Source organism: Janthinobacterium sp. C22, from assembly GCF_057919405.1.
In genome coordinates this window covers 6669082-6695770 of the sequence record NZ_CP193659.1, presented here as the reverse complement: position 1 = coordinate 6695770, position 26689 = coordinate 6669082, and the positions used below count along the sequence as shown (strand labels likewise).

The 26689-nt window shown below is 64.4% G+C and carries 26 protein-coding genes; 19 read left to right on the top strand and 7 right to left on the bottom strand.

Translation table 11 applies throughout. The features are described 5' to 3' along the window. Positions 1 to 6: 6 nt before the first annotated feature. The 6 genes from ACRHIG_RS31450 (at position 7) to ACRHIG_RS31425 (ending at position 5966) form a co-directional block, all read left to right on the top strand. Positions 7 to 231 (top strand): helix-turn-helix domain-containing protein, encoded by a 225-nt coding sequence (locus ACRHIG_RS31450; protein WP_086147172.1) that lies wholly within the window; start codon positions 7 to 9, stop codon positions 229 to 231. A gap of 130 nt (positions 232 to 361) precedes the next feature. Further along, positions 362 to 1291 (top strand): family 2A encapsulin nanocompartment shell protein, encoded by a 930-nt coding sequence (locus ACRHIG_RS31445; RefSeq protein ID WP_070221598.1) that lies wholly within the window; start codon positions 362 to 364, stop codon positions 1289 to 1291. 81 nt (positions 1292 to 1372) lie between these two features. Next, positions 1373 to 3055, top strand: a complete 1683-nt coding sequence (locus ACRHIG_RS31440; protein ID WP_489629035.1) for a family 2A encapsulin nanocompartment cargo protein cysteine desulfurase — start codon at positions 1373 to 1375, stop codon at positions 3053 to 3055. A 171-nt stretch (positions 3056 to 3226) separates the two neighbouring features. Next, positions 3227 to 3946: a sensor histidine kinase gene (locus tag ACRHIG_RS31435; protein WP_489629034.1), complete on the top strand. Its 720-nt coding sequence runs from the start codon at positions 3227 to 3229 to the stop codon at positions 3944 to 3946. A gap of 11 nt (positions 3947 to 3957) precedes the next feature. Further along, positions 3958 to 5688: a response regulator gene (locus tag ACRHIG_RS31430; RefSeq protein ID WP_489629033.1), complete on the top strand. Its 1731-nt coding sequence runs from the start codon at positions 3958 to 3960 to the stop codon at positions 5686 to 5688. 68 nt (positions 5689 to 5756) lie between these two features. Further along, positions 5757 to 5966 (top strand): hypothetical protein, encoded by a 210-nt coding sequence (locus ACRHIG_RS31425; RefSeq protein ID WP_489629032.1) that lies wholly within the window; start codon positions 5757 to 5759, stop codon positions 5964 to 5966. Between the two features lie 21 nt (positions 5967 to 5987). Here the strand turns inward: ACRHIG_RS31425 and ACRHIG_RS31420 are convergent, their stop codons facing one another. Continuing rightward, the gene (locus ACRHIG_RS31420) at positions 5988 to 6710 is read right to left on the bottom strand and encodes a PhaM family polyhydroxyalkanoate granule multifunctional regulatory protein (protein ID WP_489629031.1); all 723 of its coding nucleotides are present in this window, start codon (positions 6708 to 6710) and stop codon (positions 5988 to 5990) included. A 149-nt stretch (positions 6711 to 6859) separates the two neighbouring features. On the opposite strand from ACRHIG_RS31420, the gene ACRHIG_RS31415 reads away from it, so the two are divergent. The 9 genes from ACRHIG_RS31415 to ACRHIG_RS31375 all read left to right on the top strand — a co-directional run bounded on the left by ACRHIG_RS31415 (position 6860) and on the right by ACRHIG_RS31375 (position 16326). Then, a complete protein-coding gene (locus tag ACRHIG_RS31415; protein WP_489629030.1) occupies positions 6860 to 7975 on the top strand; it encodes a DUF3108 domain-containing protein in 1116 nt (371 codons plus the stop codon). Between the two features lie 110 nt (positions 7976 to 8085). Continuing rightward, positions 8086 to 8730, top strand: coding sequence for a DUF3108 domain-containing protein (locus ACRHIG_RS31410; RefSeq protein WP_489629029.1), 645 nt, complete (start codon positions 8086 to 8088; stop codon positions 8728 to 8730). 205 nt (positions 8731 to 8935) lie between these two features. After that, complete coding sequence (locus ACRHIG_RS31405; RefSeq protein WP_139143209.1) at positions 8936 to 10306, top strand: hypothetical protein; 1371 nt, start codon at positions 8936 to 8938, stop codon at positions 10304 to 10306. Beyond that, positions 10299 to 11033 (top strand): hypothetical protein, encoded by a 735-nt coding sequence (locus ACRHIG_RS31400; protein ID WP_034753458.1) that lies wholly within the window; start codon positions 10299 to 10301, stop codon positions 11031 to 11033. The genes ACRHIG_RS31405 and ACRHIG_RS31400 overlap by 8 nt, the downstream gene beginning before the upstream one ends. 8 nt (positions 11034 to 11041) lie before the next feature. Then, positions 11042 to 13873 (top strand): ATP-binding protein, encoded by a 2832-nt coding sequence (locus tag ACRHIG_RS31395; protein ID WP_489629028.1) that lies wholly within the window; start codon positions 11042 to 11044, stop codon positions 13871 to 13873. A gap of 5 nt (positions 13874 to 13878) precedes the next feature. Next, positions 13879 to 14004: a hypothetical protein gene (locus ACRHIG_RS31390; RefSeq protein WP_489629027.1), complete on the top strand. Its 126-nt coding sequence runs from the start codon at positions 13879 to 13881 to the stop codon at positions 14002 to 14004. Then, positions 14001 to 14876, top strand: coding sequence for a DUF4424 family protein (locus ACRHIG_RS31385; protein WP_489629026.1), 876 nt, complete (start codon positions 14001 to 14003; stop codon positions 14874 to 14876). Before ACRHIG_RS31390 ends, ACRHIG_RS31385 begins: the two co-directional genes overlap by 4 nt. Continuing rightward, the gene (locus ACRHIG_RS31380; RefSeq protein WP_489629025.1) at positions 14873 to 15451 is read left to right on the top strand and encodes a nucleotidyltransferase family protein; all 579 of its coding nucleotides are present in this window, start codon (positions 14873 to 14875) and stop codon (positions 15449 to 15451) included. The genes ACRHIG_RS31385 and ACRHIG_RS31380 overlap by 4 nt, the downstream gene beginning before the upstream one ends. A 65-nt stretch (positions 15452 to 15516) precedes the next feature. Continuing rightward, positions 15517 to 16326 carry a hypothetical protein gene (locus tag ACRHIG_RS31375; RefSeq protein ID WP_489629024.1) on the top strand — a complete coding sequence of 270 codons (810 nt, stop codon included), beginning with the start codon at positions 15517 to 15519 and terminating at the stop codon, positions 16324 to 16326. Between the two features lie 6 nt (positions 16327 to 16332). Here ACRHIG_RS31375 and ACRHIG_RS31370 read toward each other — a convergent pair whose 3' ends face one another. After that, positions 16333 to 16536, bottom strand: a complete 204-nt coding sequence (locus tag ACRHIG_RS31370) for a hypothetical protein (RefSeq protein ID WP_489629023.1) — start codon at positions 16534 to 16536, stop codon at positions 16333 to 16335. 44 nt (positions 16537 to 16580) lie between these two features. On the opposite strand from ACRHIG_RS31370, the gene ACRHIG_RS31365 reads away from it, so the two are divergent. Next, positions 16581 to 16793, top strand: coding sequence for a hypothetical protein (locus ACRHIG_RS31365; protein ID WP_489629022.1), 213 nt, complete (start codon positions 16581 to 16583; stop codon positions 16791 to 16793). A 328-nt stretch (positions 16794 to 17121) separates the two neighbouring features. Here the strand turns inward: ACRHIG_RS31365 and ACRHIG_RS31360 are convergent, their stop codons facing one another. Next, a complete protein-coding gene (locus ACRHIG_RS31360) occupies positions 17122 to 17397 on the bottom strand; it encodes a hypothetical protein (RefSeq protein WP_489629021.1) in 276 nt (91 codons plus the stop codon). 158 nt (positions 17398 to 17555) lie between these two features. Between ACRHIG_RS31360 and ACRHIG_RS31355 the strand changes: the two genes are divergently transcribed. The 3 genes from ACRHIG_RS31355 to ACRHIG_RS31345 all read left to right on the top strand — a co-directional run bounded on the left by ACRHIG_RS31355 (position 17556) and on the right by ACRHIG_RS31345 (position 20170). Then, a complete protein-coding gene (locus ACRHIG_RS31355; RefSeq protein ID WP_489629020.1) occupies positions 17556 to 19532 on the top strand; it encodes an alpha/beta hydrolase family protein in 1977 nt (658 codons plus the stop codon). Between the two features lie 56 nt (positions 19533 to 19588). Then, a complete protein-coding gene (locus tag ACRHIG_RS31350) occupies positions 19589 to 19756 on the top strand; it encodes a hypothetical protein (RefSeq protein ID WP_489629019.1) in 168 nt (55 codons plus the stop codon). Positions 19757 to 19930: 174 nt separating this feature from the next. Then, the gene (locus tag ACRHIG_RS31345; protein ID WP_034753464.1) at positions 19931 to 20170 is read left to right on the top strand and encodes a hypothetical protein; all 240 of its coding nucleotides are present in this window, start codon (positions 19931 to 19933) and stop codon (positions 20168 to 20170) included. 166 nt (positions 20171 to 20336) lie between these two features. On the opposite strand, the gene ACRHIG_RS31340 is transcribed toward ACRHIG_RS31345, so the two are convergent. Genes ACRHIG_RS31340 through ACRHIG_RS31325 form a run of 4 tightly spaced genes read right to left on the bottom strand, consistent with a single transcriptional unit; the run spans position 20337 to position 26642 of the window. Beyond that, complete coding sequence (locus ACRHIG_RS31340; RefSeq protein ID WP_489629018.1) at positions 20337 to 24407, bottom strand: translocation/assembly module TamB domain-containing protein; 4071 nt, start codon at positions 24405 to 24407, stop codon at positions 20337 to 20339. Further along, positions 24293 to 24760, bottom strand: coding sequence for a hypothetical protein (locus tag ACRHIG_RS31335; RefSeq protein ID WP_489629017.1), 468 nt, complete (start codon positions 24758 to 24760; stop codon positions 24293 to 24295). The genes ACRHIG_RS31340 and ACRHIG_RS31335 overlap by 115 nt, the downstream gene beginning before the upstream one ends. After that, on the bottom strand, positions 24760 to 26370 hold the full coding sequence (locus ACRHIG_RS31330) for an autotransporter assembly complex protein TamA (RefSeq protein ID WP_489630902.1): 1611 nt from the start codon (positions 26368 to 26370) through the stop codon (positions 24760 to 24762). The genes ACRHIG_RS31335 and ACRHIG_RS31330 overlap by 1 nt, the downstream gene beginning before the upstream one ends. After that, complete coding sequence (locus ACRHIG_RS31325; protein WP_489629016.1) at positions 26268 to 26642, bottom strand: hypothetical protein; 375 nt, start codon at positions 26640 to 26642, stop codon at positions 26268 to 26270. The genes ACRHIG_RS31330 and ACRHIG_RS31325 overlap by 103 nt, the downstream gene beginning before the upstream one ends. Positions 26643 to 26689: the final 47 nt, after the last annotated feature.

Genomic DNA, 26689 nt, shown 5'->3' with positions numbered 1-26689 from the left:
GACAGCATGTTGATCAAACAGTTTGGACTGGCCGTGCGCCAGTTGCGCGAAGGGCATGGCTGGTCGCAGGAGCGGCTGGCCGAAGCGGCCGACTTGAACCGCTCATTCATCGGCGAAATCGAACGGGGCGCCGCCACGCCATCGCTGCTGACGGTGGAAAAACTGGCCATCGCGCTGGGCGTCGGCCTGGCGGGACTGATGGCGCGCTGCGAACCGGAACTGGTGGATTAAAGCGGGTGGATGAAGCGTGGATCAATCGCGTCACGATGATGGCGATAGCATGTTGAGAGAAGAGGGGAGACGTCCGATACTTTATTTGTTTTTCAGATAAGCATATTCACTTTTCTCATCAGGAGTAGTCATGACAGTAGCAACAGAGAGCCAGTTTGCGTTGGGCGACAACGCCGCGCGCCAGCTGGCCAATGCAAGCAAGAGCGTCCCCCAGTTATCCACGATCACGCCGCGCTGGCTGGTGCACCTGCTGCAATGGCTGCCCGTGGAAGCGGGCATCTACCGCCTCAACCGCGTGAAAAACCCGAAGGACGTGCGCGTGGCCTGCTCGCAGCGCGACGAGTCGGAACTGCCGCAAACCTTCGTCGATTACGACGACCAGCCGCGCGAGTATTTTCTCAATGCCGTCAGCACGGTGCTCGACGTGCACACGCGCGTCTCGGACCTGTACAGCAGCCCGCACGACCAGATCAAGGAGCAGCTGCGCCTGACCATCGAGACGATCAAGGAGCGCCAGGAAAGCGAATTGATCAACAATCCCGATTACGGCCTGCTGGCCAGCGTGCACGACGACCAGCGCATCTTTACGTTGACGGGCGCGCCCACGCCGGACGACCTCGACGAACTGCTGACGAAGGTATGGAAGGAGCCGGGCTTCTTCCTCGCCCACCCGCTGGCCATCGCCGCCTTTGGCCGCGAATGCACGCGCCGCGGCGTGCCGCCGCCCACCGTCAGCCTGTTCGGTTCGCAGTTCTTGACGTGGCGCGGCGTGCCGCTGGTGCCGTCCGACAAACTGCCGATCGAAGACGGCAAGACGAAAATCATCCTGCTGCGCGCGGGCGAACAGCGCCAAGGCGTGATCGGCCTGTTCCAGCCTGGTCTGGCGGGCGAACAAAGCCCGGGCCTGTCCGTGCGCTTCATGGGCATCAACCGCCACGCGATTTCGTCCTACCTGATTTCGCTGTATTGCTCGCTGGCCGTGCTGACCGACGATGCGCTGGCCGTACTGGAAGACGTGGAGATCGGTAAATACCATGACTACCCAGACACCTACAAGTGATGGCGCGGCGGGCTTGCCTGCCGTCCCATTTTACCCGACGAAGCGACCCTGAACCGCCTGGCCGGCGAATTCTTTGCCCGCTTGCCCGGGTTGGCCCCCGCGTTGGACAAGCCGCCCAGCCTTGGCGGTTCCGGCAGCGTGCTCGATGCGGCGCCCCGCTATGTGAACCGTCCGCCGCCGCAGCCCGGTCCTTCGTTCGCCGCCATCGCGCCCGGCGTGGCGACGGCGCAAGTGCCGCCCGTGACGGCGCCACTGGAAGCACCGATCGCGCCGGCGCCGGCATCGATTCCCACGCCGCGGCTGTCCGCCATCGGCGCGCCGTCGCCCTACTATTTTGTCGGCGGCGCGCATGGCTATCCCGCCTCGAACCATAATCTCGACGGCCTGGCGGGCCAGGGGCTGGGGCAGGCCGCGCCCGACGCGTTTGCGACGCCGCAGCGCGCACCCACGCGCCAGCTGCCCGTATCGCCATCTGACAGCCAGCCCGCGTTCTATTTCCAGACCGAGCTGCCTGCGCGGCCGCAAGGGCATGGCCAAACCCCCGCGCCATTCGACGTGCACGCCGTGCGGCGCGATTTTCCCGTGCTGGCCGAACGGGTCAACGGCAAGCCGCTGGCCTGGTTCGACAATGCGGCCACCACGCACAAGCCGCAGTCGGTGATCGACCGCGTGTCGTATTTCTATGCGCACGAGAATTCGAACATCCACCGTGCGGCCCACGCGCTGGCGGCGCGCGCCAGCGATGCGTACGAGGCCGCACGCGCCAAGGTGGCCAATTTTCTTGGCGCCGCCTCGGCCAATGAAATCATTTTCGTGCGCGGCGCCACCGAGGGCATCAATCTGATCGCCAACACGTTCGGGCGCAAGTACATCGGCAGCGGCGACGAGATCATCGTCTCGCAGCTCGAGCACCACGCCAACATCGTGCCGTGGCAGCAGCTGGCGGCGGAAAAGGGCGCGACCCTGCGCGTGATTCCCGTCGACGACAGCGGCCAGATCCTGCTCGACGAATTCCGCAAGCTGCTCAACGGGCGCACCAAGCTGGTGTCCGTGACGCAGGTGTCGAATGCGCTGGGGACGGTGACGCCCGTGGCGCAGATCATCGCGCTGGCGCATGCGGCCGGCGTGCGCGTGCTGGTCGACGGGGCGCAAGCCGTGTCGCATTTGCGCGTGGAGGTGCAGGCGCTCGGTGCGGACTTTTACGTGTTCTCGGGGCATAAGGTGTTCGGTCCGACGGGCATCGGCGCCGTGTATGGCAAGGCGGACTTGCTTGAGCAGCTGCCGCCGTGGCAGGGCGGCGGCAACATGATCGCGGACGTCACGTTCGAGCGCACCGTCTACCAGGGCGTGCCGAACCGTTTCGAGGCGGGCACGGGCAATATCGCCGATGCCGTCGGTCTGGGCGCGGCCATCGATTACGTCCAGCGCATCGGCCTGGAAAACATCGCCGCCTACGAGCACGCGCTGCTGGAATACGCCACGCACCACTTGCAAGCGATTCCTGGCGTGCGCCTGATCGGCACGGCGCTGGAGAAGGCCAGCGTGGCGTCGTTCGTGCTGGCCGGCTATGAGCCGGCGGAAGTGGGGCGCGCCCTGAACGACGAGGGCATCGCCGTGCGTTCGGGCCACCATTGCGCCCAGCCGATTTTGCGCCGCTTCGGCGTGGAAGCGACCGTGCGGCCGTCGTTCGCCTTCTACAACACGTATGAGGAAATCGACCGCATGATCGTCGTGGTGAAACGGCTGGCGGGCGCGCGCCGCTGATCTTGCCTGCTTGTCAAGCTGATGCCGCCCCGGCGCAAGCGGGGCGGCATTGTTGCGTCAGATCACGGACTTTGCGCGCGGCTGGCTGGCGTCCGCAGGCTGGCGGTATAATTTATCCTTGGCAATATTCAAGCCGCGGCGCCGTGCCGCCGGCGCCCAAGGAGATATCCGGTGGAAGATCAACACAGCTCGCCCGAGCTTTTCCTGTTCCTGGCGTCGACCGTGCACGATATGAAAAACTCGATCAGCGTGGTCAGCGGCACTTTGGAATCCCTGCTGGCGGCCGAGCAGGCGAAAGACGCGCCGCAAGCCGACCCCGCCTATCTGCAGATGGCGCAGATGCTGTACCAGACCAAGCGCCTCAACGATAACCTGATCCAGCTGCTGGCCCTGTACAAGGAGGTGGGCAAGCCCGGCTACCCGTTCGACGTGCAGCCGCAACTGGTGAGCCAGGTCATCGACCAGGTGGTGGACCAGGAAAAGATCCTGCTGGCCTCGAAAGGCATCCATCTGCAGACGGCGTGCCCGCCGGAGCTGATCTGGACCCTCGATGAAGACCTGGTCATCGGCGTGCTGGCGCATGCCATCAACAATGCCATCCGCTACACGCAGGATACGATCCGCCTGTCGGTGCGCGAGGTCGATGGCTTGCTGGAGCTGCGCGTGGAAGACAATGGCGACGGCTATACGCAGGCCTTGCTCGACGCGGGCAGCGCGGCCATGGATGGCATGGCGGCCGGCGTGAATTTTTCCACCAACAGCACGGGACTGGGGCTGTATTTTTCCAGCGAAGTGGCGAAGATGCACAAGTACCGGGGCAGCAGCGGCAGCATCGCCCTGGAAAACGGCGGTGCCCTGGGCGGCGGCTGTTTCATCCTGCGCCTGCCCTGAACGAGGACGCCATGACGACAGACAGCCACGCCACCGCCGCCGAAGCGGGCAGCACCGACTGGGCCGACAAACATTATCTGCTGGTCGACGACTTCATCGGCATCCGCATCCTGCTGCGCGAATCCTTGCGCAACCTGGGCGCGCGCCATATCGACCAGGCGGCCAGCGGCGGCGAAGCCATGAAGCTGCTGGCCAAGACGCGCTACGACGTGGTGCTGTGCGATTACAACTTGGGCGAAGGCAAGAATGGCCAGCAGGTGCTGGAAGAGACGCGCGTGCGCAACCTGACGGCGCCGTCGAGCGTGTGGCTGATGGTATCGGCCGAGAAAAGCGTGGAATCGGTGATGGGCGCGGCCGAGCACCAGCCCGACGCCTATTTGATCAAGCCGATCACGGAAGGCGTGCTGCTGACGCGGCTGAACCGCGTGTGGCACAAGAAGCAGGTGTTCCGCGAAATCGACCAGGCCTGCATGGAAAAGGATTATCTGCGCGCCGCCAGGCTGTGCGATGCGCAGATCGAAGTCAACAAGCTGCACGAGCTGGAATTGCTGCGCATGAAGGCGTCGTTGCTGCTGAAAAGCGGCGAGCCGGAAAAGGCCCGCGCCGTGTACGAAAGAGTGCTGGCCGAGCGCGATTACAGCTGGGCCAGGGCTGGCCTGGGCAAGATCCGCATGAACAACGGCGAACACGAGGCGGCGCGGCAGATCTTCCAGGGCGTGATCGTCGAAAACAAATATTACATCGACGCCTACGACCAGATGGCCGTCGCCTACCAGCTGATGGGCCAGCACGAGGAAGCGTGCGGCGTGCTGGAAAAGGCGGCGCGCCTGTCGCCCAATTCCGTGCCGCGCCAGCGCAACCTGGGGCTCGCTGCCTTAAAAATAGGCAATGTCAGCATGGCGGAAAAGGCCTTCCGCAAGTGTATTGCCATCGGCGAGTTCTCCGTCATGAAGACGCCGGACGCCTACCTGGGATTGGCGCGCGTGTGCGGCCTGAAGAAGGATGCCAAGGAAGCGCTGCAGTGGCTGCTGCTGGCGCAGCGCGAATTCTCGCCCGAGCAGATCGGCTTGCGCGCGAAGATCACGGAAGGCATGGTGCATCACGAAACGGGCGATTACCGGCGCGCGCGCAAGTGCGGCGACGAATTGGAAGCCATGCTGGCCGAGGACCCGGCGCGGCCCGAGAAAAGCATCTGCATGGAACTGGCGACCCTGCTGTTCGCCGTCGGCGTCAAGGATGCGCCGGCCGGCCTGCTGTGCTACGTGGTCAAGAACAACCACGACAACCAGGTGGTGCAGGACGAAGTGCAGAAAATCTTCGACAAGGCGAAGATGGGCGATGAGGGCACCAGCCTGATCATCGCCTCGCGCAAGGAAGCGTCGGACTTGATGAACAAGGGCGTGCTGCTGTGGAAGACGGACAAGCTCAACGAAGCCGTCGCCTGGATGCGCGCGGCGCGCGAAAAACTGCCGAACAACCTGCGCATCCTGTTCAATTCCGCGCAAATCATCGTGTCTTTCCTGGAACAGCGCGGCTATCAGGCGGACCTGGCGGCCGAAGCCATGGAAGTGTTGTTGTATGTAGACAAAATTGCACCAGGGCAGCAGCGCTTCGCGCAATTGATGGAGCAGCTGGTGCAGCTGACGCCGCCGCCGGGGCCGGAAGCGGCCGTCGAGGTGGCGGAAAAAACGCCGCCGGTAGCGGAAAAAGGGGGAAAATCCGTGCGCGAGCGTGCCGGATGATAAACTAGGGGCCAGCGCGGTTTCGCCCGTGCTTGAGTTGCTCTACAACAATAAGGAAGAAACTATGCGTGATGTGGTCAATGAAGTATAAAAAAATGAAAGTTGGCGCCGTTGCCTGGGTACGCCCGGTCGCCGCCAAGGGAGACACGCTGGAAACATTCCAGTCTTCGTACGAGCACGCCAAGGCGCTGGCCGACGAAGGCCTGATCACGATCGGTGACGTAAAACGCCAGGCCGACAATCAGATCGAGGCGATCCGCATTCATCGTATCGCCTGATCATGTCGTCTCTCCGGGACGTCAGGACTTGCCTGGCGCCTTGGACTTGGGTGCCGCGCGCTTTGCCGGCGCCTTGCGCAGCGGGGCTTTGGCCTTGGCTGCCGTACCTGCTTCTGCCGGCTTGGCGGATTTGCCGGCCGCCGGCTTGGCCGTCGCTCCAGCCGCGCCACCGCCAAAGCTGGCAGCCGCCGCGCTGGCGGCATCGGGCGACATGGCTGTCGACACGGCCTGCTTGAACTGATCTTGTAACAAATTCCACCAAGCGCTTGGATTGGCCAGCTGGGCTGCCGCCTGGCTGCCGGCATCGCCGGGCGCCGCCGCAGCCGGTTCCGGCGCGGGCACAGGTGCGGGAGCCGGTTTCGGTTCAGGTACAGGTGCGGCCTGTTGGAAAAACGCGGAAGCGTAGGGCACGGATTCAAACACGGTTTTCTCGCTGGCGCCGGGCTGGGTGATGGCCGCCGCCAGGGAAGCGCCCATCGATTTCAGGGTGGCGATGGTGCCGCGCTGCACTTCCAATGCCTGGATACTGCCGCGCAGCATGCTGGTATTGAGGTTCAGCCAGGCTTCGACGGCTTTCAGGTCGTTGATTTTCTTGTCCAGCTCTTCCACCGACATGGTGGGCGCCGTGATGCCGGGCACGCCCATGCCGGGCACGCTCATGCTGCCCCACAGGTTCTTGACGAAGTCGAGGGTGTCGGTCACAACTGCTGCGCCCGGCATTTGGGGCATTTGCGGGTTTGCCATGCGAAATCTCCTGGTAGGTGGATGTGCCTAGCGTAGCAGATATCAGCTTGCAACTGACGCAAAGCCGCCAACATTTTCTTACATAAAACAGCAGGAGTTGAGCACGGGCAAGAAGCGGGAAGCGGCGTGAAAGCGGTACACTACGGCCTATGATGTCTGACTCCTTCTTTTCGCCACCGCGCCGCCGCACCGTCATGTTTGTCGCGGTCATCGGCGCACTGCATTACGTGGCGCTGGAGTGGCTCACCTCGCGTGCCAGCATGGTGCCGCTGGGGCAGGATCATGCGCAGGTGGTCAGCATGGCACTGATCGCCGAGCCGCCCAGGCCCGTGCCGGTGACGCCGCCACCGCCGCCCAAGCTGCGGCCCTTGCCCGAGCCCCGCCTGCCGCCGCCACCGCCGCCGACGGAGCTGCCGTCGAGCGAGTCGGCGCAGTTGACGGCGCCCGCCAGCGACGCGCCGGAAGGCCCGGTGACGCCCGCGGCACCGGCGGCCAGCGCGCCAGCCATCACGGCGCCGATCCCGGCCGTGGCGGAAGTTCCCGCGCCGGCTCCCGCGCCGCCGCCGGTCGTCGAGCAGGCGCGGCGCTACAAGACGAATGCGCCAGCCTCGGCCCAGTTCGACCTGCACGTGGACCGGCGCGATGCGGACGGCACCAAGTGGCAGGGCGTGGCCGCCATGGCGTGGGACAACAAGGGCGATACCTACCAGTTGAAGCTGGAAGTGGGCCTGAGCATGCTGATCACGCGCATCAACCTGCTGGTGCTGACCAGCGAGGGCCTGATCGACGGCGGCGGCATCGTACCCGTCACGGCCACGGAAAAACGCAAGGGCCGCGCGCAAACGGCCACGCATTTCAACCGCGACGCCAAGGCCATCACGTTTTCGGCCACGACGGCGACGGCGCCGTGGCAGGACGGGGCGCAGGACAAGGCCACGGTGCCGTTCCAGCTGGCCGCCATCGGCCGCGCCGACGTCAACCAGCTGGCCGGCAATATCGACATCCTCGTCGGCGAGGAAAAGGAAGCGACCGTGTTCCGCTTCCAGCTGGTGGGCGAGGAAGAACTCGATACCAAGATGGGCCGTCTGGTGACCTGGCACTTGCGCCGGCCGCCCAAGCCGGGCACGTATTCGTCGCAGCTCGATATCTGGCTGGCGCCGTCCATGCAGTGGTATCCGGTACAAATACGCAATACCGAAGCGAACGGGGCGCTGACCACGCAAACCGTGACCCAAATTCGCGTCAATGACGCTACAGGAAAATAAATGACTACTTTGAAACGCATTTTGCTCGCCAGCCTGCTGGCCGCCACCCTCACGCCTGCCATGGCCGACGCCCCCTGGAGCATCCCGCCATCAAGCGCCCGTACAAGCTGGTGCCGTCGGCCGACCTCGTGTATTCGATCAAGGCCAAACAGCGCGGCATCGGGCTGTCCGGCGAATCGGTCAGCAACTGGCGCGTGGGCGACGGCAAGTATTCGCTGCTGGCCGAAACCAAGGCTGCCCTGTTCGGCAAGATCCTCGAGCAGCGCAGCGAAGGCACGGTCGACGATTTCGGCCTGGCGCCAGCCCAGTTCGTGGAAAAGCGCTTTCGCAAGGATGCCGTGACGACCACCTTCAAGCGCGACAGCAAGACCATCGTCTTTGGCGAAGGCGATGAAACCTATCCGCTGAAAGGCGGCGAACAGGACCGCAACAGTGCCGTCTGGCAACTGGCCAGCGTGGCGCGCGCCGCGCCCGAGAAATTCGTCGCCGGCTCGGAATGGGCGTTCTTTGTCGCCGGCGCGCACGATGCCGAGCCGTGGACCTTCAAGGTGGTCAAGGAAGAGACGGTCGCCACGGGCATGGGCGAGGTCGCCGCCATCCACCTGGTCAAGGCGCCGCCGCCGGACAAGAAGGGCCAGCAAGTGGACCTGTGGCTGGCGCCGTCGCTGGAATGGTATCCCGTGAAGGTGACATTCGCCGATGCGGACGGTGGCGATTACGTCGAGCAAACCTTGCAGAAGATCGTCAAGAAGTAAGCGCTTGCGCTTGGCTGTACTCGATTTTCTTACCCCAAAGCAAGTGCCGGGGTCAGACCCGGCGGGTCTGACCCCGGCTTGGCGCCTCTGGCCACAAGTCGAATTGCATGTCAGAACTGATATACTGACGCCCCCGCCCCGCAGCGCTGCGTTAGCCCGCCGCGCCGCCCGCTGAACACTCATCCGGAAAAGAATGATTGATATAATGGCAAGTGCAGCCGTGGCTACGGATGCAAATCAGACAGAGCAGGAGCATCACGATTCCTTGCAGGCGCATTTCCAGCCCAATATTTCGGCCGACGAGATCGAGCAAGTATTCCACTTGAAGCGGGCGCAGCCCTTGCTGCAAGTGTTTACGGCCCTGTTTCACGGCGGTTTCGATGGCGTGCTGGTGCGTCTGCTGGTGCTGCGCGAGCTGGCGTCCGATGCGGCCACGTCCGCCTATACGCGCGCCGATATCAACACCAAGCTGGCTTATTTATTGCCGGAAAGCCTGGAAACGGTCTTGCTGCGCCTGCGCTCGAACCAGTTGCTGGCCTGGGATGCGCAGCAGGGCGTGTACCGCGTCACGCCCATGGCGCGCAACGTGCTGTCGGCCATCGACAGCCTGCTGGGCCTGGGCCAGACGGAAGACGAGGCGGAAATGGGCTTCCTGCTGTCGCAGGTGGCGGGCGCGCAAGCCGTCGGCGGCGTGTCCGTTGAGCAACTTCAGCATCTGCTGGGGCGCCTGGTGGATTTGACGGAAGAATTTTCCGACGCCATCGCTTCCGGCTCCGAATTCCGGCTGCGCACGGCGCAGGCGAAGTGGAACATGGCTTGCGACTGGGTGGAAAAAGGCTCGGAAATCCTCGTGGCCATCACCTCCGATGAAAACGCGGACAGCGCCACGCACAAGGCGGCGCAAGCGATCGGCCGCGCGCAAAGTAAATTGCTCAACATGCAAGGCATGTTTTCGCGCGCCCTGAACCAGATCGAGCGCCAGCGCGTGCACCTGGGCCAGTCGGGCCTGTCGACCACGGACATCAAGCGCTGGCTCCTGCTGCACGACGACCTGGCCAGCCTGGCCGAAGGCGCCATCGACCAGCCCGTCGTCCCCTTGTTCTCCACGCCGGCCGAAATGATCGACGTGGCGGAAACGGAACTGCTGTCCGAACGGGCGGCAGGCGTCATCAACACGGGCCTGCCCAGCGGAGAGGACGCGCCCACCACCATCAGCGACGGTCCCGCCATGCAGCTTGAACTCGACGATTTGCTCGAACGCCTGTCGAACTTCGCCAGCCTGGGCAATTTCCCCAGCATCGGTGAAGAAGGGCCGAAATCGGTACCCGTGCAGGATTCGCTGCTGCCGGCCAGCTTTGCCGTGGCGTCCTACCGCGCCTCGATGCTGCCGCTGCTCGGCGACGTGTCCGAAGCGAGCTTGCAAGGCTCGACGGCCGAACTGGCCCGCTTGCCGATCACCTTTACACCGACCGACGAGATGGTCCAACTGTCCGACCCCCACGTGGCGGCCATGTCGATCGCCTCGCTTTCACTGAATGTTTCACTTGATTTAGATAGCGGCACAGCCGATGAATGACGATTCCCAAATCCTGATTGCGCGCCTGCTCACGCATCAAACCCTGCGCCGCGACGACAAGCTCGTCAAGCGCGTGCTGTCCGACGAGCTGTTCCGCGCCGAAATCGATGCGCGCCTGCTGGCCTGCGGCCTGAAGCTGCTCGACAACGTATATGCCGACCATGTGACGCTGGCCCTGACGCGCACCATCGAGCCGAAGATCTTCGGCGCGCGCGACGTGTGGCAAAACAATAATTTCGGTCTGGCGCGCGATGGCGTGGCCTTGCTGGTGGTGCTGTGGGCGCAGATCATCCTGCCCAAGCGCGAACGCCAGGAAACGCACCAGCACGCGGATGACGATCAAAATGATATGTTTGGCACGGAAAAACCGCTGCCGCGCGCGGAAGACGCGTCGATCGGCATTTCCTACAAGGCGCTGCTGTCGGACTTCGGCGACAAGCTGGGCAAGAAGACGCGCATGGACATGAACTTGGGCACCCTGGCCAAGCTGGGCTTCATCGAACGTCGCGGCGACTTCATCCTGGAAGGTCCGCTGCTGGACCTGATGATGGATACCGACGTGCTCAAGGAACGCATCATCAACGGCGCCCTTGCCGACGTGTTCAAGCGCGCGCCGGCGCGTCTGGTGGCCGTCGACCTGGACGCTGACTTGTCCGCCGACCTGTCCGCTGACATCGGCGACCTGCCTGACGCGGGCGACGAGCCCGCGTCCGACCTTCCTCACTGAAAGCGCCCATGTTTCATATCAAATCACTTGAACTGGTGCACTGGGATTACTGGCAGCGCATCAAGAATATTCCGCTCGACGCGAAGATCATCACCATCGCGGGCCAGAACGGCTCGGGCAAGACCACCTTGCTCGACGCCTTGCGCACCCTGTTCGGCCTCGACTGCTCGATGGGCCGCACGTATAAACACTATGCGCGCCATTCGGGCCAGCAGACGGCCTGGCTGCGCGCCGTGGTCGACAACAAGAACGTGGGCAAGCAGCTGTCGAACCGCCCGTTCCGCAGCTCGGGCTTCTTCAGCGACGATGAAGTGACCCTGTTTTGCCAGATCCAGAAGAATGGCGGCGACTGGAAGCGCCAGTATCTGATGCGTCCGGGCAATGTACAGATCGAGGACATCACGGACGCCAACGACTGGCTGGGCGTGGAAAATTACCGCAAGCGCCTGGCCAATGCGGGCCTGTCGCCGGCCATGTCGAAAGTGCTGGCGCTGGAGCAGGGCGAGACGGACAAACTGTGCGAATACGCGCCGCGCCAGCTGCTCGACCTGGTATTCCAGGTGTTTGGCGACAAGGAAGTGCTGGACGCCTACGACGAAGCCAAGCGCCACCAGCGCGACACGGAAGTGGAGCTGAAACGCTTCGAGACGGAACTCGAGGCGTCGAAGACCAATCTGGAAGGCTTGCGCCTGCGCGTGGCCAATTACCACCAGTGGGAAGGGCTGCATAAGGAACGCCGCAATCTGCTGGAAGAAGTGCTGCCCAGCCTGCAGTACCACGAGGCGCGCGAAAAGGCGGCCATCGCCAGCCGGCAATTGCGCGACGCGCGTAAACCAATGGCGCAGGCGGACCAGCAGCTGACGGATAAACGCAATGCGCTGGCCGCGCAGGCGAAAGCCCTGTCCGACGCGCAGATGAATGAAACTCTGCTGGAGCAGGAATCGATCGGCCTGCAGAGCCGTTTGTCCCTGATCAATGCCAAGCTGAAACCGCTGGACAGCCTGCTGGAACAGAAGGACCGATTGCACAAGCTGGCGGCCGATTCGGGCAGCGACATCGCCGAAGTGGCGGCCCAGCTGGAGCAGAAGGAAGCGCAATTGCTGCAGCAGCGCCAGCAGCGCGACGCCCTGTCGGCCCGCATCGCGGGCGAACAGGCAACGATTGCCGCGCTGCAAGGCAAGACGGCCATGCCGGAGCCGGACAATGTACGCGGCATGCGCCGTGCGCTGCGCGACGCGGGGATTTCGCACGCCATGCTGTCGGACATCGTCGAAGTGACGGACAGCCGCTGGCAGGGCGCCGTCGAAGGCGTACTGGGCGGTTATGCCTCGGTCGTCTTGCTGGACAAGGCCAAGGATGCGGCCGCTGCCTACCGCCTGGCCGAGAAGGAGCGCTACCGCCACTTCATCGTGCCCGACCTGGTCACGGCGCCGGTGGCGAAGGACGAGAGTTTGCTGGCGGTGGTGAAATTTTCCGCGCCCGTGCCCAGCTGGCTGATCGAGCAGCTGTCGCGCATTGCCCGCGTCGATTCCGTCGAAGCGGGCTTTAAACTGGGCAACCACGAGGAATGGATCACGCCCGAGGCGTACCACCGCGAACGCCGCGGCGGGCGCTCGCTGTTCGTGGAAGCATCGCGCTACCGCTTCGGCCAGGCCGGCCGCAGCGGCCGTCTGGAAGCGCTGCTGCGCTCGCTGCCGGGCCTGGAAGGCCAGGAAGATACCTTGACCCTGGCGATTTCGAAGCTGGCGGCCGAAGTGGGCGCCTTGAAGGCGCGCATCGCCGGCGTCGACGCGGCCAAGGAACTCAGTGCGCGCCAGGAAGAATTCGCCGAAGCGCTGCGCAATTCCAAGCCCTTGAAGGAAGAGCGCCTGGAAGTGGGCGGCCGCCTGGGCGAGCTGCAAAACCTGACCAAGAACGCCACTGTGGCGCGCACGCGTGCCGATACCGTGTGGCAAAACGCGCGCCTGGCCCTGTCCGAGGCGGAAGCGGGTGCGCGCCTTGGCTACAAGAAGCAGATTGAACAGCGCGCCGAGCATGCGCGCTCCTTGCTGGCCTTGCGCCATGCGTGGCGCCACCTGCCGAAAAGCTGGCGCCGTCCCGCCCGCCGCGCCGCGCTCGTGGCCGAGCACCAGAATGCGCACCAGGTCGACTTGCGCGTGGCCAGCCTGCAAAACAGCCTTGCGCGCGATGACTGGGAACTCGACGCCACCGTCATCGACCAGCACCACCGCCTGTCGGACCAGCTGCATGGCCGCCAGTCGGAAACGGACGAGCGCCGCTACCAGAACAACCGCGCCATCGAAGCGACGGGCAATGCACGCGGCGCCTACATGGAGCGCTTGCGCTACACCATCAAGACCTACAGCAAGAACATCAAGGAGCTGGGCGAGCTGGCCGGCATCGAAGTCCATGCCGACCCCGTGCGTCTGGAAAACGACGACGTGCAGCTGTCGCAGGCGGGCTTGCACGTGCGCTTCAAATTCGACGGCAAGGGCGTCATCGGCATGAACGATGGCGAAGCGTCGGGCGGCCAGCAGGTCATGAAGTCGCTGGTGCTGCTGATCGGCTTGCTGAAATCGGAAGACGGTTCCGGCGGCTTCGTCTTCATCGACGAACCGTTTGCCCATTTGGATATCCGCAATATTCAACTGGTCGGCGAATTCCTGAAAAACACGGAAGCGCAATATCTGATGACGACGCCGTTGACGCACAACACGGATGTCTACGATCCCTCGGAGCTCACTTTGATCACCAGCAAGAAAAAGAAGGATACGCAATGGGCGCAACCGATTTTCGTGCTGCAGCGGCGCATCGAACCCGTACCGGGCAAGGTGGCGTGATGGCCGTGCGCAAGCTCGTTCTGGCCGCGGCCCTGGCGCTGGCGTGTTCGGCGCCAGCCCTGGCCAACGACGGCATCGGTTCCGTCGGCGCGGGGGAATCCTGTTCGGCAAGACGGATGCAGTCGCCATGAAAAAGGAAGTGCTCAGCGTGAGCACGGACTTGATCAAGGTCGAGTACGAATTCCTCAATGAATCGGCGAAGGACGTGGAAGAGACGATCTTCTTTCCGCTGCCCGAATACTCTGCCGGCTACCATGGCTCGCCCACGTATTACGGCCAGCCGCAGCAGTTTACCGTCGATGTGGATGGCAAGCGCAAGGACTATACAACCACGTTCGTGGCCAAGCTCGACGCCGAGGACGTGACGGCCCGGCTGCGCCAGCTGGGGCTGTCCGACGCGCAGATCGCCTATTTCCCGTCGCACACGCCGTTCGACAAGAAGGTGGCGCCGCTGACGGCCGCGCAAAGCAAGATCATGATCAAGGAGGGCTTGCTGGCCCAGCTCTACGACGAGGAATGGGTGCCGGCCTGGACCGTGAAAGTCATCTACTTGTGGCAGCAGAAATTTCCCGCCGGTAAAGTCGTGCGCGTGCGCCATCAATATGCGCCGTTCGTCGCGGCCGGCCCCGGCGCTTCCTACCTGGGCGATGGCAACGAGTTCGAAAAGAAATACTGCGGCGACAAGGCCTTCTACAAGACGTGGAACCGCCTGGCGGCCCGGCAGGGCGAAAGCGGTTTCGTCAACGCCGTGTGGGTCTCGTACATTTTGACGACGGGCAACACCTGGAAGAATGGCATCGAGGATTTCACCTTGAACTTGATCAAAGGCAAACCGGACGAGCTGATCAGCCTGTGCTTCCCCGGCACGTTCACCAAAATCAATCCCACCACCTTGCAAGTCAAGCTGCGCAACTTCCGTCCGAAGCAGGATCTGGACGTGTACTTCGGCAATGTCGAAGGCACGGTGAGCAACGACGGGGTGGCGCCGCAGATCCGGCCGTGAGTGCGCAGGAAGCGCTGGCCGCGCGTCTGCGCGCCATCGCCGGCGCCACGCCGTGGTGCCGGCAGGCGCTGCAAGCCGTGGCGCAGCTGGGCTTGCCCCACTGCTGCATCGGCGCCGGCGCCGTGCGCAATCTTGTGTGGGATGCATTGCACGGCTACGCGCAACCGTCGGCATTGAGCGACGTCGACGTGGCGTATTTCGACGCGCACGATGTGCTTGCGGAAAGCGAGGTGCGGCTGCGCCAGCGCCTGGAAACGGCGCTGCCCGGCGTGCCATGGGAAGTGTGCAACCAGGCCCGGGTGCACCTGTGGTTCGAAGACGAGTTTGGCTACGCCGTGCCGCCCCTGCTGTCGCTCGATGACGCCATCGCTTCCTGGCCCGAGTTTGCCACCTCGGTCGGCATCTATCTGCAGCGCGACGGCGAGATCGGCATCGTCGCGCCGCACGGCCTCGACGACCTGTTCAATATGGTGGTGCGGCGCAACCCGGCGCGCATCAGTCCGGACGGCTATGCGCAGCGCCTGGCCGGCAAGGACTATCCGGCGCGCTGGCCGCGCGTCACCATCATCGCCTGATTGGATGCAGTATGGATACAGATTGCCTATAATTGCCGCTTATCCAATAGTGTTCGCCTGATCCCATGTCCCTGTCGATTTCCCCGCCGCTGCGCCGCATCGGCCGCTTGTTCTGCCTTTCCTCCGCCCTCGTGGCGCCCGCCGCCTGGGCCGACAGCTACAGCGATTTCCAGCAAGCCAGCGGCCAGCTGGAAGCGCGGATGGCCAAGGCGACGCCGCACAGCGGCTTGCCGCGCCTGGGCGAACCTGCCGTGGCACAGCTGTTTGCGCAGATCGCCGACGGTCCGCGCCTGTTCCAGGCGCCCGTCGCGGCGCTGCAGGACGTGAACGAGAGCGTGGCCGTGTGCGAGCAGGCCATGCGGCTGGGAAAAACATACTATGCGTTTGGCCTCGCATGGCCGTTGCCGCTGTCCGGCGCCGAACTGCAGCAGGCGCGCAAGGAACAAGTGACGCGGAACCTGGCCAATTATGGCGATGAAATGAGTACCTTGTTTGCTTTCAGCATGCATTGCCATGGCCATTTGATCGGGCTGATGGAGCGGGAATTCAGCGCCCAGCCGGCCGATGCGGTGAGCGGGCCCGAGCGTCTGCGCGCGCGGGCGTTCAGCAAGAACACGGCCGTTGTTTACACGAGCGTGGTGCAGTTCGTGCAGGTGCCGTTCTGGAGCGTGGCGCAAAAGAAGCGGATGCTGGAAGCGGCGGCGCAGCACGCCACGGCGAACGCGAATCTGATGGCGCCGCCCTTGCGCGAGCGCCTGCTGACCAGCCTGGCCGATGCGGACAAGGATCTCGATCCGGCCCTGGCGCCGGCGCTGGCGACGATACGCCAGGCGCTGTCGGCGACCAGTTGCGAAGGCCTGTGCCAGTACTACTGACCCGGCTTACTCTGCGGTTTGCAGGGGTTTGTTGCGCTGGCGCCAGCGCACCAGGCCCCACGCATACACGGCGTAGTAGCCGATGACGAGGCCGTAGGCGGCCATGGTCAGCGGGCTCTGGCCAAACGGCGGCGGCGGCACGGGCACGTCCAGGCGCGTGTTCAGGTAGATTTCCATGCCGCGGTACAGCAAGCGGGCGATGAACAGCATCGTGATGGCCAGGCCCAGGTAGCGGTGCTGGGTAAAAGAAATCCTTGCCGACTTGCTCGAAGCGCGTCAGCTTCAAGCCCAGCACACCGAGCCAGCCGCCGGCCAGCGCGGCCGCGCCCAGGCTGGACAGGGGCAGCAGCTCGAATTTCGTCGTCGTCGCCAGGAACAGCAGCAGTGCGGGAAAGGCGATCGCCACGCTCCAGTGCCGCCACAGCTGCGACTTCTGGCGCGCCACCAGTTTCTTCAGGCGCGAATAGATGCGCCAGACCAGCAGCGGGACCAGGAACAGCAGGGCGAGGGTAGTGGTTTCCATGTAGGCAATCGGGTACGGGTAAAACAGCGATTGTAAGCCAGATGGGGGCGGGCGGCGATGCTTGTCAAACAGCAAAAGTTGTTGGTTGACATTTACTTGGCATGAACGCACTATGCCCTGTCACAAAGCGCCGCCATGAGCGGTGCGGTGCGCTCGCTTGCTGTCATCACCTTCATACACTGGAGTTCCATGTCTACTCGTTTGCCTTTGCTTCCCCTCACTGTCGGCCTGATGGCCTCGTCTTCCCTGGCCATGGCGCAAGATGGCGCTTATCAAGCCCCGCCCGCGCCCCTGCAAGCCATCGTCGATGCGCCGCGCGCGCCGACACTGAGCCTGAGCCCGAAACGCAACCTGGCCGCCGTGCTGCCCACGCCCTCCTTGCCCAGCATAAGCGAAGTGGCGCAGCCGGAACTGAAGCTGGCGGGCTTGCGCATCAATCCGCGCACGTATTCGGCCAGCCGCTTCAGTTTCCACACGGGACTGGGCTTGCTCGACATCGATACGCAGAAGGAAATCAAGGTCAGCGGCTTGCCGGCGGCACCCCGCATCGCCGACCTGGCCTGGTCGCCTGACCAGCGCTACCTGGCCTTTACGCACATCGCCTTTGCCGATCCCGCCAGGGGCGTGAAGGAGTCGGGCGTGGAACTGTGGCTGCTCGACGTGCAGACGAAAGCGGCGCGCAAGCTGTCCAGCACCCCTGTCGGCCGTGTATGGCCGCGGCTTTTCCTGGATGCCGGACAGCAAGACCTTGCTGGTGCAGCTGAAGCCGGCCAAGCTGGGCGCGGCGCCCGTTGCCAGCGGTATCCCGACGGGCCCGTCCATCCAGGACAGCGTGCCGGGCGGCGGCGTCAAGCAATTGCGCACCTATCCCGACTTGCTGAAAAACGAACAGGATGCGCAGCTGTTCGAACACTACATCACCGTGCAGCTGGCCTTGCTGGACGTGGCGGGCAAGCAGCGCCTGGTCGGCCAGCCGGGCCAGTTCTCGCGCGTGTCGGCTTCGCCCGATGGCAAGCACCTGCTGACGACCAGCATCGTGCGTCCGTATTCCTACATCGTGCCGGCGCATGATTTCGCTCACAAGATCGACGTGCGCGACCTGAATGGCAAGGTGGAACACGCGGTGGCGGCCCTGCCGCTGGAGGAAGGGCTGCCGCCAGGTAATGATGCCGTGTCCGCCGGCGTGCGCTCCGTCAGCTGGCGCGTCGATGCGCCCGCCACCCTGGTGTGGGCCGAAGCGCAGGACGGCGGCGACCCGGCCAAGGCGGCCGAGATCCGCGACATCGTCTACACGCAGGCGGCGCCGTTCACGGCCAAGCCGGCCGTGCTGGCCAAGCTGGCTTCGCGCTACGCGGGCGTGGCCTGGGGCCGCGGCGACCTGGCGCTGCTCAGCGAAGCGTGGTACAAGACGCGCGCCGTCAAGCAATGGCGCATTGTGCCAGATCAACCCGCCGCCCCGGCCGACCTCGTGTACGCTGGATCGTTCGAGGATCGCTACAACGATCCGGGCCAGCCCGTCATGCGCGCGGACGCTGCCGGCTTGCCGCGCCTGCTCATCGCCGCTGACGGTTCCATCCTGCTCGACGGCCAAGGCGCATCGAAGGAGGGCGACCGCCCGTTCATCGACCGCCTGAACCTGGCGACGAAACAGAAGGAACGCCTGTTCCAGAGCGCCGCGCCCTACTATGAAAACGTGGTGGCCGTGCTGGACGAGGATGGCAGCCGTCTGCTGTCGACGCGCGAATCGCCGACCGAGCAGCCGAATTACTATGTGCGCAACCTGAAACAGCAGGGCGCGGCGCAATTGACGGCCCTCACGCATTTCCCCCATCCGCTGCCGCAACTGAAGGACGTGCAGAAAGAGCTGATCCGCTACAAGCGCGCCGACGGCGTGGACTTGACGGCGACATTGATGCTGCCGCCGAACTACGACGTCAAGCGCGACGGCCCGCTGCCGACCCTGATGTGGGCGTATCCGCAGGAATTCAAGACGGCCAGCGCCGCCAGCCAGACCAAGGGCTCGCCCTACAAATTCAATGCCGTCAGCTACTGGGGCCCGGCCGCCTTCCTGTCCATGGGTTACGCCGTGCTCGACAATCCATCGTTCCCCATCGTCGGCAACGGCGAACAGGAGCCGAACGACACCTATCTGCCGCAGCTGGTGGCCGATGCCGAGGCGGCCGTCGACGAAGTGGTGCGCCGGGGCGTGTCGGACCGCAACCGCATCGCCATCGGCGGCCACTCGTATGGCGCCTTCATGACGGGCAACCTGCTGGCGCACACGCGGCTGTTCCGCGCCGGCATCGCCCGCAGCGGCGCCTACAACCGCACCCTGACGCCGTTCGGCTTCCAGGCGGAAGAGCGCGCGTTCTGGCAGGCGCCGGCCGTCTACCAGGCCATGTCGCCGTTCAATTATGCGGACAAGATCAAGGATGCGCTGCTGATGATCCATGGCGAGCAGGACAACAACTCGGGCACCTTCCCCATCCAGAGCGAGCGCATGTTCCAGGCCGTCAAGGGACTGGGCGGCACGGCGCGCCTGGTGATGCTGCCGAACGAGAGCCACGGCTACCGCGCGCGCGAATCGATCATGCAGATGCTGTATGAAAGCAACAACTGGCTGGAGAAATATGTGAAGAACGCGGCGCCGCCAGCCGCCGACGTCAAGCCGGCCGGCAAATAAGGGCGGCGGCGCGCATCTCGTGGTATGGTCTTCCTTTGTCTGCAGGGAGGCCAGCCATGACCGTCATCCACGCCCACCGCGCGCCCGACCCGGCGCCCGTCGATGAACCCATGCCGGCGCCGGAGCCGCAAGAGGCGCCCGGGCGCCACCCGGGGCCCGTGCACCCGGTGCCGCAGGACGATCCCGTGCCGCACCCGCATCCTATGCTAAGTAACCCCCAATAAATTATTGTGATTTCTGACTTCCATAACCGGCGCTCTGCGGCGTTGCCCGCTGCTAGCAGTGCTCGCACTGCGTCGCAGCGGGCGCCTTGCATAGCATCCGGTTCTGTTCGTCATAAATTCACAATAATTTCCTGAGGATTGCTTAGTTAATCTCGTCAAGAAAGGCTGTTTTAGATGGCAATTGTCAAGGAAGTCTACACACGCAAAGTCAGCGGAGAATCGTTCGACTATGAACTCGATTACACCCAGGGCGCGGACGTGGCCTGGATTGCGCGCGTGTACCACGACGGCGTGCTGAAAGGCTCGCCGCACGGCGCGCTGACGGCCAATGTGCTGTCCGGTCCCGCGCTGGAGCAGTATCTGCGCGCGTATGTCGAAGGCATGATCGAGCGGGGGCTCGACGTGGCTGAGTAAGATCGCCTTTGCGGCAGATCAAGAAAAAGGGCGCCGAGGCGCCCTTTGTTGTTTCTGGTGGTGTCGGATGACGCGGCTGCGCCGCGAATCCGACCTACGTGGATGCACATGGGCCGTAGGTCGGATTAGCGGGGCCACGCCCCGCGTAATCCGACAGGCCGCCACTCTAATCAAACGCCCACGTATACAACACGTCCAGCGCATTGTTCGTGCCCGTCTGGAACTGCAAAGTGATGCGGCGGTTCAGTTTATAACGCAGCTTCACCAGGCTCGTCGCCGTGCTCGTGCCTTGCTCGAACGTCAGGTAGGCGCGCGACGACAGCCGCTTGCCGACGGTGACGACCGTGCTTTCCAGCCCTTGGGCCTGCGACAGGCCCACTTCATCGAGGCCCAGCGAATTGGCCAGCTTGCCCTGCAAGCCGCCGCCGGAGCCGCCGAAGAGGGCGCCTGCGGCCGTCGTCAGCAGGGCCATTTCGTCGCCGGCAGCCGTTTCCGCGCCGTGGCCGAGGATCAGCCAGGCCAGCTTGTCGCTGTCCGACACGCTGGGCGTGGACACCAGCTTGGCCGTCGGCGCCTGCGCCGTGCCGCGCACTTCCACGCCCGCTTCCACATTCGTTTCCGACAGCGCCTCGCCTTCGGGACGCTTGCGCACGGCCAGGATGTTCAGCGACGGATTGTCGTAGGCGCCCGTGAAGGCGATCAGGCCCCGCTCGATCGACAGCTTCTGTCCATACGCGGCGTACTGGCCGTTCGTGACCTTGATGCTGCCCGTCACGCGCGGCGCGGCGCGGTTGATGACGCGGGCGCGCACATTGCCCGCCAGATCCGCGTCGAGGCCCATGCCGCGCAGGTGGAAAGCGTTGCCCAGGTCAAACTCGAGATCGATATTCAGGGGCAGCGAAGGCGCTTCCTTGCCGCCCTTGACTTCCTTGCCCAGCACCACCACGTCGCTGCTTTGCGTGGGCGTATCCTGCGGCGCCAGCTCGATCAGCGCGCGGTTGGCCTTGAACTTGCCCTCGAAGCTGAAGCGCTTGTCATTGCGCACCAGGGTGCTGTTGCCCGACAGGACCAAAGTGCGGTCCGGGCGCGACAGCGCCTGCAGGCGGTCGGCCATCAGCTTCAGTTCCAGGCTTGCTTCGCCATTCGCAAAGCGTACCCAGCCATCTGCCTGCACCTTGCCGTCGCCGCCGTCAAAGCTCAAACGCTGCAATTGCAGCTGATCGCCGGCCAGCTTGGCTTGCAGCACGCCATTGCGCAATTTCAAGCCCTGGTCGGCCCAGTTCACCAGCAGCTTGCTGCCGTTGATGTCGCCATTCAATTGCGGCGCGCCGATGGTGCCGCTGCCGGACAGGGCCACCTTCAAGGCGCCGCCCAGTTCCAGGCCCGGCTGGCCCGTCAGCGGCGCCAGCCACGCCAACGAATCGATATTCGTGGTGCCCGTCATCGACAGGGCGCTGTCGTTGCTGATGCGTCCGTTCAGCATTTGCACGGTGGCATTGATATCGCTCTGGCCCGCGCGTGCGCCATCGAGTTTCACGGCCAGGCGCAGCTGCTGGTTGGCGACATCCACGCGGGCATCGAAGGTGCGCAAGCCCAGCGCCAGCGGCTGCTCCACGCCCACCGTCACGTCGCCTTTTTCGCGGTAGATGTGCAGCATGCCCGCCAGCGAGGGATCTTTCTGTTTCGCCGTCGGCACCTGCATGTCGAGCGACCATTGCGCGCCCAGGGTCAGGTCGCTGCGCGCATTCGCCTGCAGCGAGGGAATGACCTGCGCCAGATAGGTCAGGGCCACGCCGGCCGCCTGGCCGGAACTGGTCCACCGGGGGCCGTTCTTGACGAGGTTTTGCATGGTGATGCTGCCTGCCGGTAATTTGATGACGGTGTTGCCCACGCTGATCTGCTCGGGCTGGCCCAGGCCCGCCACGCCGCTGCCGGCCGGTCCTGCCACTTTCACGGGCACGGGCGCTTGCAGCACGAGCGCGTAGCGGCCCTTGTTTTGCAGGCTGTCGATGCTGCCCGTCCAGGCGGCGCCGCTCTGGCTGCCGCGGATTTGCACGGTGGCATCGAAATCGTCATTGCGCGCCGTCAAATTGACCGTATGGCTGCCGCGCGTGCCCGTCGTGCCCAGGCGGGCGCTGGCCAGCTTGAAGGTGGGCGTGGCGTAGCCCGTGATTTCCAGGCTGCTGACCATGGGGTCGAGTGCGCCCTGGCCGGCGCCCACGCTGGCGCTGCCTTTCACGGCTTTCAATTGCTGCTCGCCAAAGAAGGTCAGATCCTTGCCATCGAGGGTCAGCTGCGCGGCGGGCGCGTCCATCTTGCCCGAGACGGAACCGGCCGCATGCAGCACGCCGGCAAAATTGGGACCCAGGGTCGACAGTTGCGGCGCATCGAGTTTCCACGCCAGCTTGTCGGTGGCGCCGCCCAGCGCGCCCTTAGCCAGCAAGCTGTTCGGCCCCAGGCGCAGTTCCGTATCCACGCTGTCGATGCGTTTCGCGTTGGCCGACAGCTTGGCATAGCCGGCCAGCGGGGCGTTTTGCAGGGTCGATTCGCGCAAGGCCAGGTTGAGGGCCACTTGCCAGTCGCTGGTCAATCGGCCGCTGCCGTTGAAATCCGCATTCACGTTGCCGTTGGGCAGCGATGCGCCAAACGCGGCCGGGTTGATCTTTTGCAAGGAACCCGTCATTTTCAATTCCGCCTGCTGCTTCGGCCCCGTCAAGCCCACTTCGCCGCTGGCGTGGATGGCGCTGTCGGGCGCGGGGCGCTTGCCACTCGTTAAACCCAGTCCTTTTGCATCGGCCACAAAGCTCGTGCGCGGCTGCTGCAGGGTGCCCTGCACTACGCCGCTGGCCAGCACCGTACCCAGCAAGTCGCCCTGCAGGGCGGAAAGCTGGCGTGCATCGACATTCCAGTTGAGTTTTTCGCCGGCGCCGCCAAAGTTGCCCTTGGCCGTCACGTTGTTCTTTCCCAACGCCAATTGCACGTCGATGCCGCTGAAATGGGCCGCATCGGCCGTCAGCTTGCCCTTGCCGGACAAGGGCTGGTCGAGCAGCTTGCTGGGGCGCACGGTGAAGTCCGCGTTCGCCAGCCACTTGGGGGCCACGTGGCCGTTGGCGCGCACGTCGAGGTTCAGGTCGGCCATGGGGAAGGCGCCGAAGTCGGCGGGATTGAGGCGGCTGGTGCTGGCCACGGCCTTGAATGGCTGTTCGTCCTTCAGGCTGATCTGGCCCGTCGCGTTGACGCTGCTTTTGCCTGCCTGCAAGGTGGCCTTGCGCAGTTGCACGAGCGAGTCGGCCAGGGTGGCTTCCACATCCAGGCGCAGCTTGGCTTCGCCGAGCCTGGCGCGCAGGGTTTGCGTCTTGCCGTCGCTGTCGAGCACGATGTCACCGACGATCTTCGTGCTGTTGATGCTGCTGTAGATATGCTGCAAGTCGATCTTGTCCGTGTGCAAGGTCAGTTGCGCAGTGCCGATGGGGGCATCGACGGCATCGCGGTTGAGCTTGCCGCCGCCCGTGAATTTGCCCGCGTTGCCGAAATCGATGATGGCCGACTCCAGCGTCGTGGCCGTCAGGGTGCCGCCCAGGCGCGCTTCGAACTGGCGCAGCGGCAGCTTTTGCTGGTCGATGGGGCCCGGCGTGGCGTGGTTGAGGATGGCCAGCTTGCCCGACACCGTTTGCCTGGCCGGCCGGGTGTCGATGGCGGCATCGAGTTCCAGGCTCAGGTCCGCCTGCGGCAAGGTCGCGTCGAACTTGCCCGGATTGATGTTGCGGCCTTTGATGCTGGCCGAGCGCAGGATGATGACGGGGTCGAACGGCGCCAGCGCCAGCCGGGCATCGGCCGTGGCCGCGCCCGCGCTGCCCTTGGCCGTGACGTTGAGCACATTCAGGTCGCCGCCCAGCTGCAAGGCGAGGGCAGCCGGTTTTTCGCCGGCGGCAGGGTTGATCTGCGTCAAGCCCGCCTTGCCTGACAGTTTGAACGGCTGCGTGGCGGCGATCGTCGCGCTGGCCGTGGCCTGGCCGAACGGCGTCAGGGCCGAGGCGTCTTCCAGCTGCCATTGCGACTTGTCGCCCGACAAGGTGAAATGGATCTTTTCAAACACCGTGTTGCCGCCCGGGCTGATGAGGGTCACCTTGTCCAGGCGCGCGTCGGCAATGCCGATCTTGAATGGCGCGGCCAGGCTGGCGGGCATGGTCGACGGTTCGTCGGACGGCGCCGTGCTTTCCACGGACAGGCTGGCCACGTGCAGTTCGCTGATGGCGATGCCTTCCGAAAGAACTGGAACGGCGACCAGTTGATGTCGATGTTGTCGGCCGTGATGTGCTGCGTCTTGCTGCGGTAACTGAGGTGGCCCAGGTGCATGCGGTTGTACAGCGAGCCGGACACGCCCGACACCTGGATGTCGCCGCCGCTGGCGCTGGCCACTTTTTGCACCAGCATCTGCAAGGTCGATTCGCGGCCCAGGAACCAGAAGGCGCCGCCCAGCAGCATGGCCAGGCTGGCGACGGCGATCAGCACGTAGCGCACCCAGCGGTGCGGTTTTTTCGCCGGCGGTGGCGGCGCGGCGTCGTGGGACTCGGTAGAAATATCGGACATCAGAAAGTGAATCCCAGAGAAAAGTGCAAACGGTAGGCGTGGACGGCGTGGCCATATGCCACGTCGACATTGATGGGGCCGACGGGACTCTTGTAGCGTCCGCCCAGGCCGTAGCCCGATTTCGGCGTCAGCGCCTTGACGGTATCGGCCGCGTTGCCGGCGTCGTAGAAGGCGGCGATGGCCCATTTCGGCTTGAACCAGTACTGGTACTCGGCGCTGGCGGTGGCCATGTAGCGCCCGCCGACGGTGGCGTCGCCTTCCTTGACGCCCAGTTCCTGGTAGGCATAGCCGCGCACCGACTGGTCGCCGCCCGCGCGGAACAGGTAGACGGCCGGCACGCCGCGCTTCTCTTTCGAGCCCAGCGCGCCCATTTCGCCGCGTAGGATGAGTTCGCCCTTTTCGCCCAGCGGACGGTAATACACGGCCTTGCCGGCGACGCGCACGAAGCGCTCGTCCGTCAGCACGGGCAGCAGCGCGCCGCCCACCTGCGCATTGATGACATAGCCCTTGGTGGGGAACAGCAGGCTGTCGAGGCTGCGCTTGGTGATGGCATAGGTCAGCGGCAAGCTCTTGCTGCGCGTCTGTTCCAGGCCCACCACCGTCTTGTCTTCGCTGAGGAACTCGAACGTCAGGCTGCGTTCGAGGTTGGTGCCGCCCCAGTTGCGCTTGGCCGAGATGGTGGTGACGGCCGTGATTTCATTGGAAATGTCGCTGCGCTCGAACGAGGCGCCCGCGCTGTCGTTGTAGCCGCGCTCGGTGGTCGGAAAGTAAAAATTGGCGTGCGCCGCCTGTTTCTTCGTTTCCATGGTGAGCGCGCTCTTGAAGCGCGTGCCCCATACGTTCAGGTTGTCATAGTTGAGCTGGGCACGGTTCCCCGTATTCGTACTGAAACCGAGACCGGCGCTGACGTTCTGCTGCTTGTTTTCCGTCACGCGCACCACCAGCGGCAGCAGCGGCGCGGGGCCGCGGTTGGCGGGCCTGGCTTCGGCGGCGGCACCATCGGCCTCGGCTTGCTGGCTTTCCTGGCCCGCCTCGATCTGCTCGCCCAGGATGCTGCTCATGTCGGCGCTCACTTCCACGCTGGCAAAGTAGCCCGTGTCCTGCAGGCGCGCCTGGAACGATTGCAGCGCCGACTCGCTGTAATAGTCGCCCGGGCGTATCTTGTCGAGGTTGCGGATGATGCTGGCGTCGTAGCGCTTCAAGCCTTCGATGCGCAGCTCGCCGAAGCGCAGCTCGGGGCCGCTGTCGAGCACGACCAGCAAGGACACCTTGTGCGTTTCCGGATCGACCACGGCTTGCGTATCGACCAGCTGGGCGCGCGGGTAGCGCGTCTGCACCACTTCGCGCAGCAGCGCGCGCTTGGCGGATTCCCATTCCGCCTGGCGGAACACGCTGCCCGTCTTCAGGGCCCAGCTACGTTTCAGGGCTTCCGTATCGTAGGGTTCGGAAGCGGCCAGCGGCGGCGTGGGATCGAAGCCGCGCAATTCCAGCTCGACCTTGTCGACGGTCACGGGCTGGCCCGGCTCGACGTCGACGATGACGACGGGTTTGGCGCCCGTCGTGTCGACGCGCACCGTGACGACGGGCGTGTAGTAGCCGGCCGTGGCGATGAGGTTTTTGGCTTGCTCGGGCGTATCGCGCACGAGGCGCTGCAATTGCTCGCGGTCCATGCGCGGGTTGCCGCGGAAGCGTTCCAGGTCCAGGTTTTTTCCAGCAACTCATCGAGGTCGCCGGGGGCGTTGACCTTGACCTCGTACTGCAGCGGGGCGGGTGCCGTTTCCGTGACGCTGGCGCTTTCCAGAGCAGCATCTTGCGCGGCCGCATGGGCGATGGGAAACAGCGAGATGACGCCGCCGGCGGCCGCCAGTGTCAGTTGACCCATTGCTTTTGTCACTACTTGTGCCAAAATTCGTGGTCGTATCGCCTTGC